At 64.4% G+C, this 15,830-nt stretch carries 13 protein-coding genes; 5 read left to right on the forward strand and 8 right to left on the reverse strand.

The features are described 5' to 3' along the window. Positions 1-9: 9 nt before the first annotated feature. Positions 10-912, reverse strand: a complete 903-nt coding sequence (locus AC27VQ_RS00685; RefSeq protein ID WP_488714779.1) for a LysR family transcriptional regulator — start codon at positions 910-912, stop codon at positions 10-12. Positions 913-1,092: 180 nt separating this feature from the next. Here AC27VQ_RS00685 and AC27VQ_RS00690 point away from each other — a divergent pair, with 180 nt between their 5' ends. The 3 genes from AC27VQ_RS00690 to AC27VQ_RS00700 all read left to right on the forward strand — a co-directional run bounded on the left by AC27VQ_RS00690 (position 1,093) and on the right by AC27VQ_RS00700 (position 5,063). Next, the gene (locus AC27VQ_RS00690; protein ID WP_488714780.1) at positions 1,093-2,832 is read left to right on the forward strand and encodes an amidohydrolase family protein; all 1,740 of its coding nucleotides are present in this window, start codon (positions 1,093-1,095) and stop codon (positions 2,830-2,832) included. 159 nt (positions 2,833-2,991) lie between these two features. Then, positions 2,992-3,702, forward strand: a complete 711-nt coding sequence (locus tag AC27VQ_RS00695; protein ID WP_488714781.1) for a YczE/YyaS/YitT family protein — start codon at positions 2,992-2,994, stop codon at positions 3,700-3,702. A 164-nt stretch (positions 3,703-3,866) separates the two neighbouring features. Beyond that, on the forward strand, positions 3,867-5,063 hold the full coding sequence (locus AC27VQ_RS00700; RefSeq protein ID WP_488714782.1) for an ROK family transcriptional regulator: 1,197 nt from the start codon (positions 3,867-3,869) through the stop codon (positions 5,061-5,063). An 8-nt stretch (positions 5,064-5,071) separates the two neighbouring features. Here AC27VQ_RS00700 and AC27VQ_RS00705 read toward each other — a convergent pair whose 3' ends face one another. From AC27VQ_RS00705 to AC27VQ_RS00735, 7 genes are all read right to left on the reverse strand, one after another. Next, the gene (locus AC27VQ_RS00705) at positions 5,072-7,093 is read right to left on the reverse strand and encodes a beta-N-acetylhexosaminidase (protein WP_488714783.1); all 2,022 of its coding nucleotides are present in this window, start codon (positions 7,091-7,093) and stop codon (positions 5,072-5,074) included. 118 nt (positions 7,094-7,211) lie between these two features. Beyond that, positions 7,212-7,685, reverse strand: coding sequence for a GNAT family N-acetyltransferase (locus AC27VQ_RS00710; RefSeq protein ID WP_488714784.1), 474 nt, complete (start codon positions 7,683-7,685; stop codon positions 7,212-7,214). An 11-nt stretch (positions 7,686-7,696) separates the two neighbouring features. Next, positions 7,697-8,629 carry an ABC transporter ATP-binding protein gene (locus tag AC27VQ_RS00715; protein ID WP_488714785.1) on the reverse strand — a complete coding sequence of 311 codons (933 nt, stop codon included), beginning with the start codon at positions 8,627-8,629 and terminating at the stop codon, positions 7,697-7,699. Continuing rightward, complete coding sequence (locus AC27VQ_RS00720; protein WP_488714786.1) at positions 8,626-9,441, reverse strand: ABC transporter ATP-binding protein; 816 nt, start codon at positions 9,439-9,441, stop codon at positions 8,626-8,628. The genes AC27VQ_RS00715 and AC27VQ_RS00720 overlap by 4 nt, the downstream gene beginning before the upstream one ends. Next, positions 9,438-10,340, reverse strand: coding sequence for an ABC transporter permease (locus tag AC27VQ_RS00725; RefSeq protein WP_488714787.1), 903 nt, complete (start codon positions 10,338-10,340; stop codon positions 9,438-9,440). The genes AC27VQ_RS00720 and AC27VQ_RS00725 overlap by 4 nt, the downstream gene beginning before the upstream one ends. Beyond that, complete coding sequence (locus AC27VQ_RS00730) at positions 10,337-11,320, reverse strand: ABC transporter permease (protein WP_488714788.1); 984 nt, start codon at positions 11,318-11,320, stop codon at positions 10,337-10,339. The genes AC27VQ_RS00725 and AC27VQ_RS00730 overlap by 4 nt, the downstream gene beginning before the upstream one ends. Before the next feature lie 14 nt (positions 11,321-11,334). Beyond that, positions 11,335-12,969: an ABC transporter substrate-binding protein gene (locus AC27VQ_RS00735; RefSeq protein WP_488715232.1), complete on the reverse strand. Its 1,635-nt coding sequence runs from the start codon at positions 12,967-12,969 to the stop codon at positions 11,335-11,337. 365 nt (positions 12,970-13,334) lie between these two features. Here AC27VQ_RS00735 and AC27VQ_RS00740 point away from each other — a divergent pair, with 365 nt between their 5' ends. Further along, positions 13,335-14,549: an ROK family transcriptional regulator gene (locus AC27VQ_RS00740; protein WP_488714789.1), complete on the forward strand. Its 1,215-nt coding sequence runs from the start codon at positions 13,335-13,337 to the stop codon at positions 14,547-14,549. Next, a complete protein-coding gene (locus AC27VQ_RS00745) occupies positions 14,546-15,799 on the forward strand; it encodes a M20 family metallopeptidase (RefSeq protein ID WP_488714790.1) in 1,254 nt (417 codons plus the stop codon). The genes AC27VQ_RS00740 and AC27VQ_RS00745 overlap by 4 nt, the downstream gene beginning before the upstream one ends. Positions 15,800-15,830: the final 31 nt, after the last annotated feature.

The raw sequence follows: 15,830 nt of genomic DNA on the forward strand, positions 1-15,830 counted from the left end.
CGCGCCGGATCACTCCACCGCCGCGCGCAAGGCCCGCGTGATCTCGTCGGCGAACATGGAGGCGGCGAGCGCCCGGCCGCGTTTTTCACGCTGGACGAGGGAGAGCACGTTCTTGCCGAAGGTGCGGTCGCGGATCTGCACATAGGTGAGCAGGCCGTTGCGCTGCTCCTCGGCGATGTCGAACTTGCTGAGGAAGGCGATGCCGTCGCCGCTGGCGGCGAGGCACTTCATCGCCTCGATGGAATTGGTCAGGAAGGCCGGTTCCACGGCAAGTCCCGCCTCCAAAAAGGCATCGGCGACGATGCCGTGGATCAGCATCGACTTGTCGGCGAAGATCAGCGGATAGGGTTCGCAGAAAGACAGCGGCAGGGTCTCCATGCCAGCGAGCGGATGTTCCGGCGAGACGACGGCGCCAAGCCGCGTGTCCATCTTCCAGAGCGTTTCGAGTTGCGGCATGGCCGGAAGGTTGAAGGCGAGGCCGAGATCCGCCTCGCCGTCGATGACCGCCTGCACAATATCGCGCACGAACATCACGCGGATCGAGATTTTCAGCCGCGGATGGCGGGCGCAGAAGCTGGCGGCCGCCTTCGGCACGATGCCGCCGGCAAGGCCGTTCATGGTGGCGATGATCACCTCGCCGCTCTGCAAGGTCTTGATATCGCGGATCTCCGCCTCGACCTGGCTGTATTCCTTGATCGTACGGCGAACATGGGCAAGCAGGATTTCGCCCGCCGGCGTCAGCCGCAGGCCGCGCGGCAGGCGCTCGAACAGCGGCTCGCCGATCGCCTCCTCCAATTGCAGCACGTGCTTGTTGATGGCCGACGGCGCGACGTTCAGCCGTTCGCCGGCCGCGCGGATCGAGCCCAGCCGCGCCACCTCGTCGATATAGCGCAGCACGCGGGAGTGCAGCATCGTCGCCTCCTTCAACTGTTCTCGAAAAGCGTACGCTTTGCGCGTAAAATACTGCTTTTCGGGAACGGTTCAATGGCGTCTTATGATTTTCGAGAGGCGCGGAGGCAGGAGCCGCGCTGGCGGGGGAAACCCCGAACGAATGCCGGCCCGGCGACGGGCCGAAGAGACCGGAGGACCATCATGAACCAGCATGTGACCATCGCGGAGGCCGCCCACTACGACACGGTGCGGGCGATCTTCGCCATCCTGAACGGCGAGCGGGAGGCAGACCTGCTCCTGAAGAACCTGAACATCCTCGATGTTCACGGCGAGACCGTCTATCACGGCTCGATCCTCGTCTATGACAAGCGCATCATCGCGCTCAATCCGGACGAGAGCATCCTGAAGGTGAAGGAGGTCTTCGACGGCAAGGGGCTCTATGCCATTCCAGGCCTCATCGACGCCCATATCCATTTCGAATCCCAGCTCGCCCATCCGACCGCGCTTGCCGAAGCGATGGTGCCTTGCGGGACGACGACGATCTATTCCGAATGCCTCGATCTCCTCAGTGCGGCCGGCGAAGAGGGCGTCGAGGCGGCGCAGAAACTGTTCAAGGACTATGACAAGCTGCCCTATCGCCTCTATGCCTTCGCGCCGGGCAAGAAGACGGCGGCCAATGTCACCGAGGCAGTGCTGAAGATGGAGCCGGTGATCGGTCTCGGCGAGTTCGAGCATTTCACCTATTCCTCCGGCAATGACGACGACTTCCGCAAGGCGGCGTGGGTTCGCGCACAGGGCGGCTTCATGAACGGCCACTGGGGCGTCACCGCGCTCTCCGACATGATCCTCAACTACCTGCCGGCCATCGGCTGCTCGAACAACCACGATGTCTGGAACGAGAAGGACCTCGAAAAGAGCGTCCGCTACGGTTTCCCGACCCATATCAAGTTCGGCGTCGGCAGCGCGGAGGTCATCAAGGTGCTGCTGCGCGCCATCGTCGACCGCAAATGGCCGACCGACAATTTCATGCTCTGCACGGACAACATCTCCATCGAGCGCCTGCTGACCATGGGCCACATGGACTGGATCATCTCACTCTGCGCGGAGATGGGCATCAACCCGATCCATGCGATCAAGATGGCGACGCTCAACACGGCGCGCTCCTTCCACATGGAAGACAAGCTCGGCTCGCTGACGCCAGGCCGCTTTGCTGACATCGTGCTGACCGACAGCCTGTCGAAGATCAATCCGCGCTATGTCTTCAAGGACGGCGAACTGGTCGCCAAGGACCGCAAGCTGCTGACGAATGCCGAGATCGACTATTCCGGCATGTGCAAGAAGGGTGTTCCGGGTCTCGCCGACCTCGCGGCCGACCAACTCGATATCGTGCCGCTCGAAATCTCCGAGGACGGCAGCAAGGCGAAGGTCTATCTGTTCGACGTCTATGGCCGCGGCCATGCGAAATTCTACCAGGAGGTCTGGGTGCCGCTGCGCGACGGCAAAGTGGTGCCGGAGGTCGATGGCGTCAAATATTCGCGCCTCTCGGTCATCCAACGTTATGCCGATGGTAAACGCCACATCGTCAACGGCCTGTTCAAGGGCGTGTCGATCGATCGCGGCGCGGTCGCGACCTTCTGGCCGGCGCCGAAACCCTACTTCGTCGTGGTGGGCGAGGAGAGTGCGGAAATGTGCCACTGCGTCAAGCAGGTCGACACCTATGCCGGTGCCTGCATCGTGACGGAGAACAAGGTGGAGAAGGCAGTGATGCCGCTCGAAATCTACGGCGTCATGGCGAACATGACCGTGTCCGAGCTGACGGCGGCGGCCGGTTCCATCGATGCGGCGCTCGCGGCGATGGGCAACCGCAACGAGGGCGAGCCCGTGGTCAACAAGCTGCTCAGCCTGTTCATCTCGCTGCACCGCTTCCGGCTGATGCACTGACGGGAAGAACCGTACCGGCGGGCACCTCGTGCGCCTGCCGGTGCCTAAAAGTTACGGATTGACCGGGAGAAGGAGTTCCGGGACATCCGCGAAAACGTTTTTGAGCGCGGCAGGCCGGGAGTGACGGGAGGCTCCGCGCAACGCCTTTGGGAGGAAACCATGGCACACAATGCGGCGGAAGCCGAAATCGTCGATACCGGCAGCCTCACCCGCCGCTGGATCATGTATGTCCTCGGCATCTACATCCTGACCTTCGGCGTCAGTCTGGCGATCCGCGCCGGTGTCGGCATCTCGCCGCAGAGCAGCCTGACGCGCACCATGACGCTGGTCTATCCGCCGCTGAGCCAGGGCACCTACAATTTCATGCTCGAGCTGATCATGCTCGCGCTGACCTATTTCGTGCTGCCGAAGGACTTCAAGCTCAAGAATTTCGCCTCGCTCATCCCAGCCTTCGTGCTGGCGGTGTTCCTCGATCTCAACCTAAAGCTCACCGAATTCATCGTGCTGGAGGATTACTATTACCGGGTCGCGCTGCTGGTCTTTGCTGATGCGGCGCTTGCCTTCGGCCTCTTCCTGATGATCCGCGCCAATCTCGTGCTGATGCCGATCGACATGTTCGTCAACACGATCTTCAAGCGCACCGGCTGGAAGTGGGGCAACATCAAGACGGGCTTCGACTGCACGCTGCTCGTGACGTCGGCGCTGATCGGCCTCGGCTTCCTCGGCGAAATCCAGTTCATCCGTGAGGGCACGATTATCAATGCCATCCTCATCGGCCAGTACATCAGGCTCTATTTTTTCCTCTATAAGAAGATGAGCGCCGGGAAGAGCGCGCCTGCGACCGGCACTCTCGAACCGGCGGCGAAGTAACGGCAGAGCCTTCAAAATTCCAAGGCAGGGCACCCCGAACGGGTGCCCTGCCGCTTTTGCGGGATAACCAGCCAATTCGCTGGCCACGCGGCCGATTCCCGCTTATGCCGAATGGATTGAAAGCGCTTGCGGGCGCGGGTGCATCCGGTGAAACTATCCCCATCATGAAAGCCATTTCCGGCACCAATCTCGAACAGGCGAAAGCGCACAACCGGCGGGTCGTGATCGAGGCGATCCGCACCAACGGTCCATTGTCGCGCGCCGCGATCGCCCGCCTGACGGCGCTGACGGCACAGACCGTGTCGAACATCGTCGAGGAGCTGGAAGGCTCGCAACTCCTGAAGGCCGACAGCCCGCAGAAGCTGGCGCGCGGCCAGCCCTTCACGCCCTATTCGATCAATCCCGACGGTGCCTATTCGATCGGCCTGGAGCTGGAGCGCGATCATGCGGCCGGCGTGCTGACCGACCTCTCGGGCACGATCCGCGCCCGTATCGTCAGGCCCATCGACCCGCCGACGCCGGAGCAGGCGATCCCGATCCTCGCCGCGATCAGCAGGGAATTGCAGGAGGCCTTCGCCTTCGACCGCAACCGCCTGCTCGGTGTCGGCATCGCCATGCCCGGGCGCTATGCGGCTGAGGGCGTGACCTCGCTGACCCCCATAGCCCTGCCGGGCTGGCAGCATTTCGAGGTGGGGCCGGCGCTGGAGCGGCTCGTCGGCGTGCCTGTTCTGGTTGAGAACGATGCGACGGCGGCGGCGATCGGCGAACGGCTCTATGGCGTCGCCCGTGGCCTCAGCAGCTTCGTCTATCTCTTCCTCGGTGGCGGCATCGGGGCGGGCATGTTCCTCGACGGGCATCTTTATCGCGGCAGCCGGGCCAATGCCGGCGAGATCGGCCATATCGTCGTCGAGCCCGATGGCCTGCCCTGCATCTGCGGCAAGCGCGGATGCCTCGACCGTTACGTTTCGCTCGGGGCGGCTTACGAGCACCTGAAGATATCAGATCCCGGCGCCTACACAGTCGATGAACTGGATGGGATGGTGGAGGGAGCCGGGTCCGCTCTCGACGGATGGCTCGACGCGGCGGCCGAGCCGATGCGCCGGACCATCGATTTCCTGGAACTGGCTTTTGATCCCCAGACCATCGTGCTGGGCGGGCCGATGCCTGCGGGGCTGCTGGCGCGGCTCGCCGCGCGCATGGAACCACTCTATCCGCCCGTCGATCCGACGGAAGAGCGGCGCATACCCCGCATCATGATCGCGGCGACCGGCAAGGACACGTCTATTCTGGGCGCTGCCGCTTTGCCGGTCTTTTCCGAGACGAACCCGCAATTTGCGGTGTTGCAGAAGCCCGTCGCGTAAGCTTTTGCTTACGCGAGCGGGAAGCCGTAGAGCACCGGCATCAGGCCGGCGGCGGCCTTGAAGCGCTCCCAGGATTTGCGCTCCGGCACCGTCCAGCCGGTTTCGGCGATGGCCGAAAGGCGCGGGAAGACAAGACGGTCGAAGACGGCACGATCCTTCATCGGCTCCGACCAGATGCAGGCCTGCACGCCCCGAAGGTTCGCTTTCTGCGCCGCGTTCCAGCCGGCGACGGGATCGAACTGGTAGGTCATTTCCGGGGCAGACCAGCCCGCCCAGCTGGCGCCCGGCTCGTCCCAGTCGGGGCTGTTGGCCATGTCGAGATAATAGGCCTGGCCGGGGCAGACGACCATGGAATAGCCCTCGCCGGCAAGTGCTGCCGAGACGTCCATGTCCCGCCAGCCGCAGAGATAGGTCGCGGCCTTGTCGATGACATTGCCATGCGCCGCTTCTTCCCACCCACCGGTAACGCAGCCCTGCGAAGCGAGGAAGGTCTGGATCCGCTTGAGGAAGATTGCCTGCAGCACCGCCGCACCCGAACCGTCGATGGCGTCTGCGCCATGCGTGTTGGTGATGACGTTCAGCCGGCGCGCATGGGCCTCGGCCATGGCCGCGCCGCTGATGTCGCACAGTTTCGCCAGCGCCTCCGGCGAGCCCGACCAGGCGCCGATCGGCACCTCGTCGGCGCCGACATGGATCGTCTTGAAGGGGAAGAGCTCGATCAGTTCCTTGAAGATCGTCTCCAGCACGTCATAGGTCTTTTCGCGCGCCGGGTTGAGGCAATTGTCCGGGAAACCCTGGACTGAATAGTAGCTGCCCTGTTCCTGCGGGTCGCGCAGCTCCGGAATCGCCATCTGCATGGCGAAGCAATGGCCGGGCACGTCGATTTCAGGCACGATCTCGATGCCGATCGTCCGGGCATAGGCGACGATGCTGCAGATCGTGGCTTTCGTATAGAAGCCGCCGGTCCTTTCCGGGCCGGTGCCGAGCAGCGGCGGGACGGGGAGACCATGGCCGCGCCAGGCGCCGATCTCGGTCAGCGCCGGATAGGCGTCGATTTCGACGCGCCAGGATTCGTCGTCGGAGAGGTGCCAGTGGAAGCGGTTGAGCTTGCTCCAGGCGAGGATGGCAAGAAGCTTGCGGATCTCGGCCTCGCCGTAGAACTGGCGCGCGACATCGAGATGCAGGCCGCGCCAGTCCATGGAGGGGGCGTCGGTGATCGTGCCCGCAGCGGGGAAGCTGTAGGCATCAGGGAAATGCCGCGCGCCGCGCCAGATCTGGCCGAGCGTGATCAGGCCATAGAGCAGGCCGGTGCGCCCGGAGGCGGCAATCGAAACCGAGCCGGCGGCGAAGGTGACCTCATATGCCTCCGCTGCAAGTCCGTCCTTCAGGTGCAGCTGGACTGGCAGCCCGCCTTCCGACGCGGAGCGGACGATGCCTTCCACGGCAAACAGGTCTTCCGTGAGCCTTGTGAACGCTTCCGCGGCGGCCGTCGCCTCAGTGACGTCGGCGATCAGCGTGAAGCCGGCGGGTGTAGCGCGTCGGCCGGAAACGGCGACCTCTTTCGGCCAGGGGATTACCGAAACGGGGACCGGCGGGCTCATGGGAACAGGGAAGGCGGCGACGCCGCGCTTCGGCGGTGCGTTGCCGCCGACCTTGAGCGTCGGCCCGGTGCCGACGGAAAGCGTACTCCCGTCGGCCAGCACGAGATAGGCGCCGCGCGCGCCGTCCGTCCAGTGCTTGAAGGCCCAGCTGAGGCCGTACACGGCGACGGTCCAGGTGGACTCGGGCTCCAGCACGAAACCCTCCGGCGGCAGGAGTTCGGTGAAGTTGGAAAGCCGCGTGCCGAGCGAGCCGCCATCGATGCTTGCGGCCGGATCGACCCGGCCCGGCCCGCTGACGCAGAGGCGGAAGCCGGCAAGCGACGATTTCGAATGGTTGGTCAGCTTGAGAATATAGGCGAGTGGCTGGTCGTCGGTGGCGGGCGCCCAGGAGGTTTCAAGGGCAAAGGTGGAGCGGCCGGATGTCGGCATGGCAGTCTCTGAGGTCTGGAGCATGTCCGGCCGCAGCGGGATCGCTTCGGCGCGGGACAATGCGGTTAAAACGGAACCCCTGGAGCATTTCCGGCGGACCGGAGATGCTCCAGGAGGATCAGGTAACGTCGAGCAATCCGGCATAGACGCCGGGGGCGGAATTGGGGATCGGCATGGCGCCGACCGTCTTTTCGTAGAAGGCCGAGGGGCCGACATCGCCGATGATGGCATAGCCGTAGCCCATGTTTTTCAGGTCGAAGAGGGAGGCGAGCAGCAGCGCATGGCCGATGCCGAGCCCGCGCACCGCTTCGTCGACGCCGGTCGGGCCGAAGAAGCCGCGGGCAATCGATTCATGACAGGCGAAGCCGACGAGTTTTTGCGCGCGTGTCGCGATGAAGCAGGTCGGCGGCTGACGCGACAGCGAAACGGCCGTCTCGCTCGCCCAGCCCTTGCCGAATTTTTCCTCGACCCATTCGGTCACCAGCCGCGCTTCCGGCGCCAGCGGCCGGCGGATGGTGACGCCGGCCTCCGCCATTCTGGCGTCGAGGTCCGGCTTCGGGGTGAGGAGCGAGAGATTGACGAGATAGTCCAAGCTGAAATCCTCTAGCTTTGCGGCGCAAGCGCTCGCACGAAATGGTTCTTCCCGACCTGCTCGACCACGGTCGAGGTCGGGCGCGAGAGCGCACGGACCTTTTCCGCCCGTTCGAGAAACCGCGCGCTCTCGCCGATGATAAAGGGTCTGGCGCCGTCAGGCACGGCCGAAAGCAAGAGCTGCGTATAGGGATGGCGTGCATCGGCGATGACGGCCTCCGTCTCGCCCCACTCGACCATCTGGCCGGCGAACATCACCACAATCTCTTCCGCCACATGGGCGGCGGTCGCGATGTCGTGGGTGATGTAGAGCAGCGCCAGGCTGCGCTCATGCTTTATGCGGGCGAGCAGTTCCAGGATGCCGAGGCGGATCGAAACGTCGAGCATCGAGGTCGGTTCGTCGGCCACGAGCACGCCCGGCTGCACGGCGAGCGCACGCGCAATGTTGACGCGCTGGCGCTGGCCGCCCGAAAGCTCGTGCGGATATTTCCGCCGTGTCACCGCGGGATCGAGCCCGACATCGGCCAGCAGGGTGGAAACCGCATCCGCGACATCAGCCTTGCCCTGGGCATGGCGGTGCAGAAGCACGGGACGGGAGAGGTGGTGGTCAATGGAAAAGACCGGATTGAGCGAGGAGAACGGGTCCTGGAAGACCATCTGCACCTCGCGGCGATAGGCTTTTTCCTCGGCGCGCGTGCCCGTTACGGTGACGTCGCGGCCACGGAAGGAGAGGCGGCCCGATGTCGGCTGGTCCATGCGGGCGATGATGCGGGCGCAGGTCGTCTTGCCGCAACCGGATTCGCCGACCAGCGCCAAGGCGCGGCCCGGCGTCAGCGACAGCGAAATGCCGCGCAGCGCCTGCACGGCGCCGAAGCTGCGCTCGATAGCGTCGAGACGGATGATCGGCTCCGCGGTCGGAAGGGAAAGGCTGGGGGCGAGGTTCATGCTACGCCTCCTGCCAGTTCCCGGCGGCCGGGCAGCTGCGGAATGGCGTTCCAGAGCTTGCGGGTATAGTCGTGCGCGGGAGCACTGCTCACCTGCTGGACATCCCCGACCTCCACCAATTCCCCCTTCAGCATGACGCCGATACGATGGCAGAGCTGCGCCATCAGGTGCAGGTCGTGGGTGATGAAGAGCACGGAGAAGCCGTGGCTGCGCTGGAGGTCGATGACCTGTTCGAGGATTTCGCGTTGCACGACCACGTCGAGCGCCGTCGTCGGTTCGTCCATGATGATCAGTTCCGGCTGCAAGGCGAGGCAGATGGCGATGACGATGCGCTGGCGCATGCCGCCGGAGAACTGATGCGGATAATCCTTAAGCCGGCTTGTCGATATGCCGACCAGCTTGAACATAGCTTCCGCCCGTTCGCGCGATTGCGCCCGCGTCGCGCCGGTATGCCGGTGCAGCACGTCGTGGAACTGCGCCTCGACGCGCATCAGCGGGTTCAGCGAGTTCATGGCGCTCTGGAACACCATGCCGACCCGCCGCCAGCGCACCTTCTGCATCTCGCCTTCCGGCAGTTTCAGCAGATCGCGCCCATCGAGCAGGATCTCGCCGCCGGTCACCCAGGCCGGCGACTTGGCAAGGCGGGTGATGGCAAAGGCAATGGTGCTCTTGCCGCAGCCCGATTCCCCGGCAAGCCCGAAGATCTCGCCGCGGCCGATATCGAAAGAAACGTTCTTCACGGCGCGGAAGGCGCCCTTGTCGAGGAGATAATCGACCTCGAGATTGCGAATTTGCAGCAGCGTGTCGCTCATCGTGCGCCTCCAAGGCTTCGGTTGCGCAGGCGGTTGAGGCGCAGCCACCGCGTCAGCGCCGGGCCGGAGCGCAGCTGTGGATTGGCGATCTCGTCGAAGGTGAAATTGACGAGGGCCAGGCCGAGCCCGATCAGCGCGATGCCGGCGGCGGGCGCGCCGATATCCCACCAGGCGCCGAGGATGATCGCGGAAGAATTCTGCGCATTGTAGAGCATCGTGCCCCAGGTGACCTGCAAGGGATCGCCGAAACCGAGATATTCGAGCGTCGTCTGGGCGACGACGGCATAGATGATGCTGCCGACGAGATTGATGCCGATTAGCGGCAGGAGATTGGGCAGGAGCTCGACGAAGAGCACGCGCCAGGCGGGCTCGCCGATCATGCGTGCGGCGGTGATGAAATCGCGGTTGCGCAGCGCCATGGTTTGCGAGCGCGTCATGCGCGCCCCCCAGGGCCAGGAAGTCAGCGCGATGATCGCCATGATGGCGAGCGGCCCGACGGTGCCGGCAAAGGAGGCGAGCAGGATCAGAAGCGGGATGTTCGGGATGACGAGCACCGCATTGGTCGCAAGGTCGAGGGCTGCATCGGTGCGCCCGCCGGCATAGCCGGCGATCAGGCCGATGGCGGTGCCGACGATGGTGATGGCGATGCCCGTCGCGAAGCCGACGGCGAGCGAGGTGCGCGAGCCCCAGACGAACTGGGTATAGACGTCGCGGCCCATTTTCGTCGTGCCGAAAACATGCTCGACGGTCGGCGGCTGGTGCGAACGGCCGACGCGGGCGCTCGGCGCGCCGGGCGCGATGACGGGTGCGAAAAGCGCCATCAGGCACAGCGCCACGATGATGATCAGGCCGGCGACGGCCTTTTTCTGCTGCATGAGGATTTTCAGGCCGGATATCATGCGGAACCGTCCTTCAGTCTCGGGTCGATGACGCCGTAGATGATATCGACGAGAAGATTGGCGCCGAGCGTGGCGAGTGTCATCAAGAGCAGCTGGCCCTGGATGACGGGATAGTCGCGCGCCACGCTGGCGGTGAAAAGCGTGAGGCCGAGGCCCGGATAGTTGAAGACGATCTCGGTAACGATGGAGCCGCCGAAGACGGCGCCGAGCATCAAGGCGAGATTGGTCAGCACCGGCAGCATGGCGTTGCGTGCGCCGTAGCCGAGCATGACGGTCGCCGCCGTCAGCCCTTTGGCGCGGCCCATCGTGACATAGTCCTCGCCGAGCACGGAGATCATCGAGGAGCGCATGGTCGTCTGGAACTCGCCGATGAGATAGGGCGAGAGCGTCAGCACGGGCAGGATGGCGTGGTAGAAGACGCTGCCGGCGAAGGTGAAGTTGATGCCGGGATCGAGGTTTGGATCATAGGCATAACCGACCGGGAACCAGCGCAGCGACACGCCGAAGACGAAGAGCGCGGAAAGCGCGATGATGACGGGCGGCACGGCGATCATGACCACCGAAAACGGCGAGACGACCGTGTCGAACCGTCCGCCGCGCCGCCAGGCGGCGATGGCGCCGAGCAGGGTGCCGACGACGAGTGAGAAGGTGATCGCCGTCACGACGAGGAACAGCGTCCAGAGCGTTGAGCGGGCGAGCACCTCGGTCACGGTCTGCGGGTAATATTTGACGGAGACGCCGAGATCGAGCGTCGCCAGCCCCTTGATATAATCGAGGAACTGGGCGGTGATCGGCGCCTCGACGGCGCCGAACCTGGCCTTGATCGCCTCGATGGCGGCGGGTGTCGCGCGCGGCCCGAGCTGGGCGACCATCGCATCGACGGGGGACCCCGGCATGAGCCGGGGGACCGTGAAGTTCATGACGATCGCAAAGCCGAGCGCCACCGCATAGACGCCGAGGCGCCGGGAGGAGATGTACATCCCTTAATCCTGCCTTATTCCACCGGCTTCAAGCGGAGCAGGTGCACGAGGCGCATGCGGTTGTTGTCATGGTTCTCCGGGTTCATGACGGGTTCCTTGTCCGTCACCCAGCCGGTGAAGCGCTTGGTGGAATACTGGAACCAGGTCGGGCCGTTGAAGATCGGAACCATCGGCAGGTCGTCGGCGACGATCACCTGGATGTCGTTGAAGATCTTCTTGTGCTCCTCGTCCGTCGTCACCTTGCGATAGGCATCGAATAGGGCGTCGAGCTTCGGATTGGAGTAACGCGACGGCGCGGTGGTGATGCGGCCGGCAAAGGCCGTGGACATCGACTGGTAATAGCCGCGGAACGGCGTCGAGCCGTCGGCGCGCGACTGGAACGCCACGTCGAAGCTGCCTTCGAGCAGCTGCTTCTGCCACTGCTCGTATTCCGGCGTCGCGACCGTGGCGTTGAGGCCGGCGGCGCGCAGGCCTTCGGCGGCGATCTGCGCGGTATCGATCCAATCGGTCCAGCCGTTCGGGATGATGATGGTGAAGGCAAGCGGCTTGCCGCTCTTCGTCTTGCGCATGCCGTCGTCGCCCTTGGCGTAGCCGGCATCGTCGAGCAGCTTGCTGGCCTTTTCGACGTCGAAGGTCATCCATTCATCCTTGGCGCCCTCCGCTTCAGGGTTGCGCCAGGCCTCGAAGCGCGGCGGCAGGCCGCTTGCATGCAGGTTGACCTTGGGATAGCCGAAGCTGGCGATATCGACCATGGCGGTGCGATCCATGGCAAGGCTGAAGGCGCGGCGGAAATTCAGGTCGTTGAAGGCTTCGTTCTTCGCCGCGTCGCTGCTCTTCAGGTTCATCTGGAAGGCGACGGTTTCGGCCGGCGGCTGCCAGTAGCCGTTATGCTCGGGGTCGAGCGCCACGAAGGTCTTGTCGATCTGCGGCAGGAAGGAGCCGATCCAGTCGAGATTGCCTTCCGGCAATAGCGCCAGCATCTGGTCGTTGCCGGCGATCTGCGGCAGCTTCAGGCAATCGACATGCAGCGAGGCGGCGTCCCAGTAGTTCGGGTTGCGGCACTGCTCATAGACCTGCGGCGTGAAGCGGCGGATTTCGGTCATCGGGCCGGAGCCCACGGGCTTTTCGTTCTTGAAGGCGACGGGATCGCTGACATCCTTCCAGATATGCTCCGGCACGACGGCCAGGTCGGAGAGCGATTCCGGGAACTGGCTGTTGACGCCCTTGAGATTGATGACCACCTCGGTCGGCGAGGGCGCCTCGACGGAGGCGACGGTTTCGCCGACGCCGGCGGTGTCGAGGGCCGGGTTCTTCAGCATCAGATCGAGCGTGTATTTGACATCAGCCGAAGTCAGCGGCTGGCCGTCGGACCATTTGACGTCGGGCCGCATCGTGTAGGTGATCGACGTCATGTCGTCGGAGAACTTGAAATCCGTGGCGAGGCGGAAGACCGGCTTGCCGCCGTCATCGGGGTTGAAGATGACCAGCGGCTCGTAAATGAAATCCATCGTGCTCTGGCGGCGTCCGCCGAGGTCGAACGGGTTGAAATTCTGCACCCAGCTCGTCTGTTCCTCGATGTGCATGGTGAGCACGGCCTCGGCCTTCGCCGATGTCGCGAAGGCACCGCCCACCATCAGCGAGGCGCTCATCGCCGCCGCCGACAGAAGCAGCCCCCGGCGCGTCATGAAAAGATAATCCTTTGTATTGATTGGCATTTCATTCCCCTTTTCGCTCTCATTTTTAAGAGTCAATCAATTTGATTTAATCGTGCGCTGATTTTTTCCGGTCCGTCAATCGGGGACCGAAAAAAATCTTGAAGGCGTGCTGGCTACCGATTTTGGGAGGCCATGTCCTCGGTCGCGACCACGAAGGGATGGTGGCGAAAACACACGCCGGCTCCGGTTTGGGCAGCGCCGAACCACCGCCGCCCGTCACGATTTTTTCCCCGCCACCCTTGACGGACATTCAAAACCATTATTTAGTTCGGTGACTGAACGAATTAAATGAGGCGGATGTGAGCGAGACCCTTCGGATATCCCGGAAATTCTCCCAGCGGGCGGTCATGGAAACGATCGTGCAGGGCGGCCCCATCTCGCGGGCCTCGATCTCCAAGCTGACGGGCCTTTCCAAGCAGACGATCTCGGAAATCGTGCGCCAGCTCGAAATCGAGGGCTGGGTGCGCGAGACCGGGCGCACCAGCGGCCATGTCGGCCGCACCGCCGTGACCTACGAGCTGGTGCCGGATGCCGCCTATATCGCCGCGGTCGATCTCGGCGGCACCAAGGTGCGCGTCGCCATCGCCGACCTCACCTGTCAGGTCTTCGCCGAGGATGTGGCGCCGACCGACCCTCGCGGCGGCCAGGCGGTCGTTGACCAGATCGTCGACATGTGTTTTCGCGCTGCCGATGCACAGGGCATTGCCCGCGAACGCATCCGGCTGGCCGTCATCGGCGCGCCCGGCGCGCCCGATGACAAGACCGGCCGCATCCTGCTCGCGCCGAACATTCCCCATCTCGATACGATGAACGTTGCCGCTGCCTTCGAAGAGGGGTTCGGCTTCGACGTCATGCTGGAAAACGACGTCAACCTCGCCGTGCTCGGCGAGAACTGGCTGGGGCAAGGGCAGGGCATCGACAATCTCGCCTATATCGCGCTCGGCACGGGTATCGGCGGCGGCTTGATGGTCGGCGGCAATCTGGTGCGTGGCGCAAGTCATGCGGCGGGCGAGCTCGGCTTCCTGCCCTTCGGCGCTGATCCCTTCGAGCCGGAATCCCTGCATTACGGCGCCTTCGAACGCGTCGTCGCCTCCGCCGGCATCATCGACCGCTTTCGCGCGGCGAGCGGCAAGACCCTCGCGGTGCCGGCGATCTTCGATCTCGCCACCGAAGGCGATGCCGATGCGCTGAAGGTACTCGACGACACGGCGCGCCTGCTGTCTCGCGGCATCGGCGCCATCGCCGTCATTGCCAATCCTCAGAAGGTCATCCTCGGCGGCTCTATCGGCCTGCGCCCGGAAATGCTGGAGCGGGTAAAAATCTTCCTGCCGCAGTGCTTCCCCTATCCGATTGATGTCGAGGCGAGCGCGCTCGGCGCGCGTGCCGCCCTGGTCGGCGCTGCCGCCATAGGGCTTGGCCATCTGCACAACACGCTGTTCGGCGCCGATACGCCCGATAGCCGCATCTCGCTGCCGCCGGCCAGCACGGTCGCCCTCCGGGAGGTCGCGCAATGACGACTGTCCTCATCGAGCGCCTGCGCGCCGCCCTCGACCGTGACGATGCCATCGCGCTGCTGCGCGGCGCCATCGGCTGCAACAGCGTCACCGGCAACGAGGCGACCGTCGTCTCCTATCTCGAAGCCCAAATGCGCGCGCGTGGCGTTGAGGCCGTCGAGACCGCGGACTTCCTGCCCGGCCGGCCGAATGTCTGGGGTGAACGCAAGGGCGTCACCGGCGACCGCCGCCTGCTGTTCATCGGTCACACGGACACCGTCCATGTCGAAGGCTGGCGCGAGCATTGGGCCGGTACCGAACGCGAAGACCCCTTCGGTGCGCCGATCATTGACGGCGCGATCTGGGGACGCGGAGCAGGGGATCTCAAGGCCGGTATCTGCACCTCGCTTGCCGCCCTCTCCCTGCTGGACAAGGCTGGTATCCGCCTTGCCGGTGATCTTGGCTTCGCCTTTGTCGGCGACGAGGAGAGCGGCGAACCCGGCTCCGGCATTTCGGCCGGCATAAAGGATTATGTCGCGCGCATCGAAAGCGGCGCCGTCGCCCGCCCCGATTTCACCGTCTATGTCGAACCGACCCGCCTTGCCGTCTATCCGGCCCAGATCGGTTTCTTCATCGCCGACATCACCATCACGGGCAAATCCGCCTATTTCGGCGTGCCGGAACTCGGCAAGGATGCATTGAAGGCGAGCCATGCCGTCATGTCCGCCCTCTGGCGCCATTCCGATGTGGTTTCGGCGCGTGCCGAACACGACCTGATCGGCCGTGGCTTCTTGCTCATCACCGGCCTGCAAGGCGGCGGCTTCATCGCCGTGCCGGAGACCTGCAAGCTCTCGCTGATCCGCAAGCTCCTGCCGGGGGAATCGCTGGATACCGCGGCGGCCGAGATGGAGGCCGTCATCCGCGGCGCCGTCGAAGACCCCGAGATTCGCGTCGAGATCGCCTATCCCGCCGGTCGCGACCATGCGCTCGGCGGCACGGCGGCGGAGATCGCCGCCGACAGTCCCGACGTCGCGCTGCTGTCGGAGGCTGTGGCCGCCGCCATGCCCGGCCGCGGCCTTGTCGAAGGGGCGCCCTTCTGGTCGGAATCGCCGTTCTTCGTCAACCGGCTCGGCGTGCCTGCGGTCTATTGCGCGCCCGGCGACATCAGGAACTGCCACACATTCGAGGAGCATGTCGATGTCGAGGAATATCTCGCCGGCATCGTCGCCTTCGCAAGCTTCATGGCCCGCTATTGCGGCGTGATCGACTGAGTGAACGAACAATCAAAAGAGGGAACGACAT

It is taken from the genome of Shinella sp. 20P9.1.1, assembly GCF_057798995.1.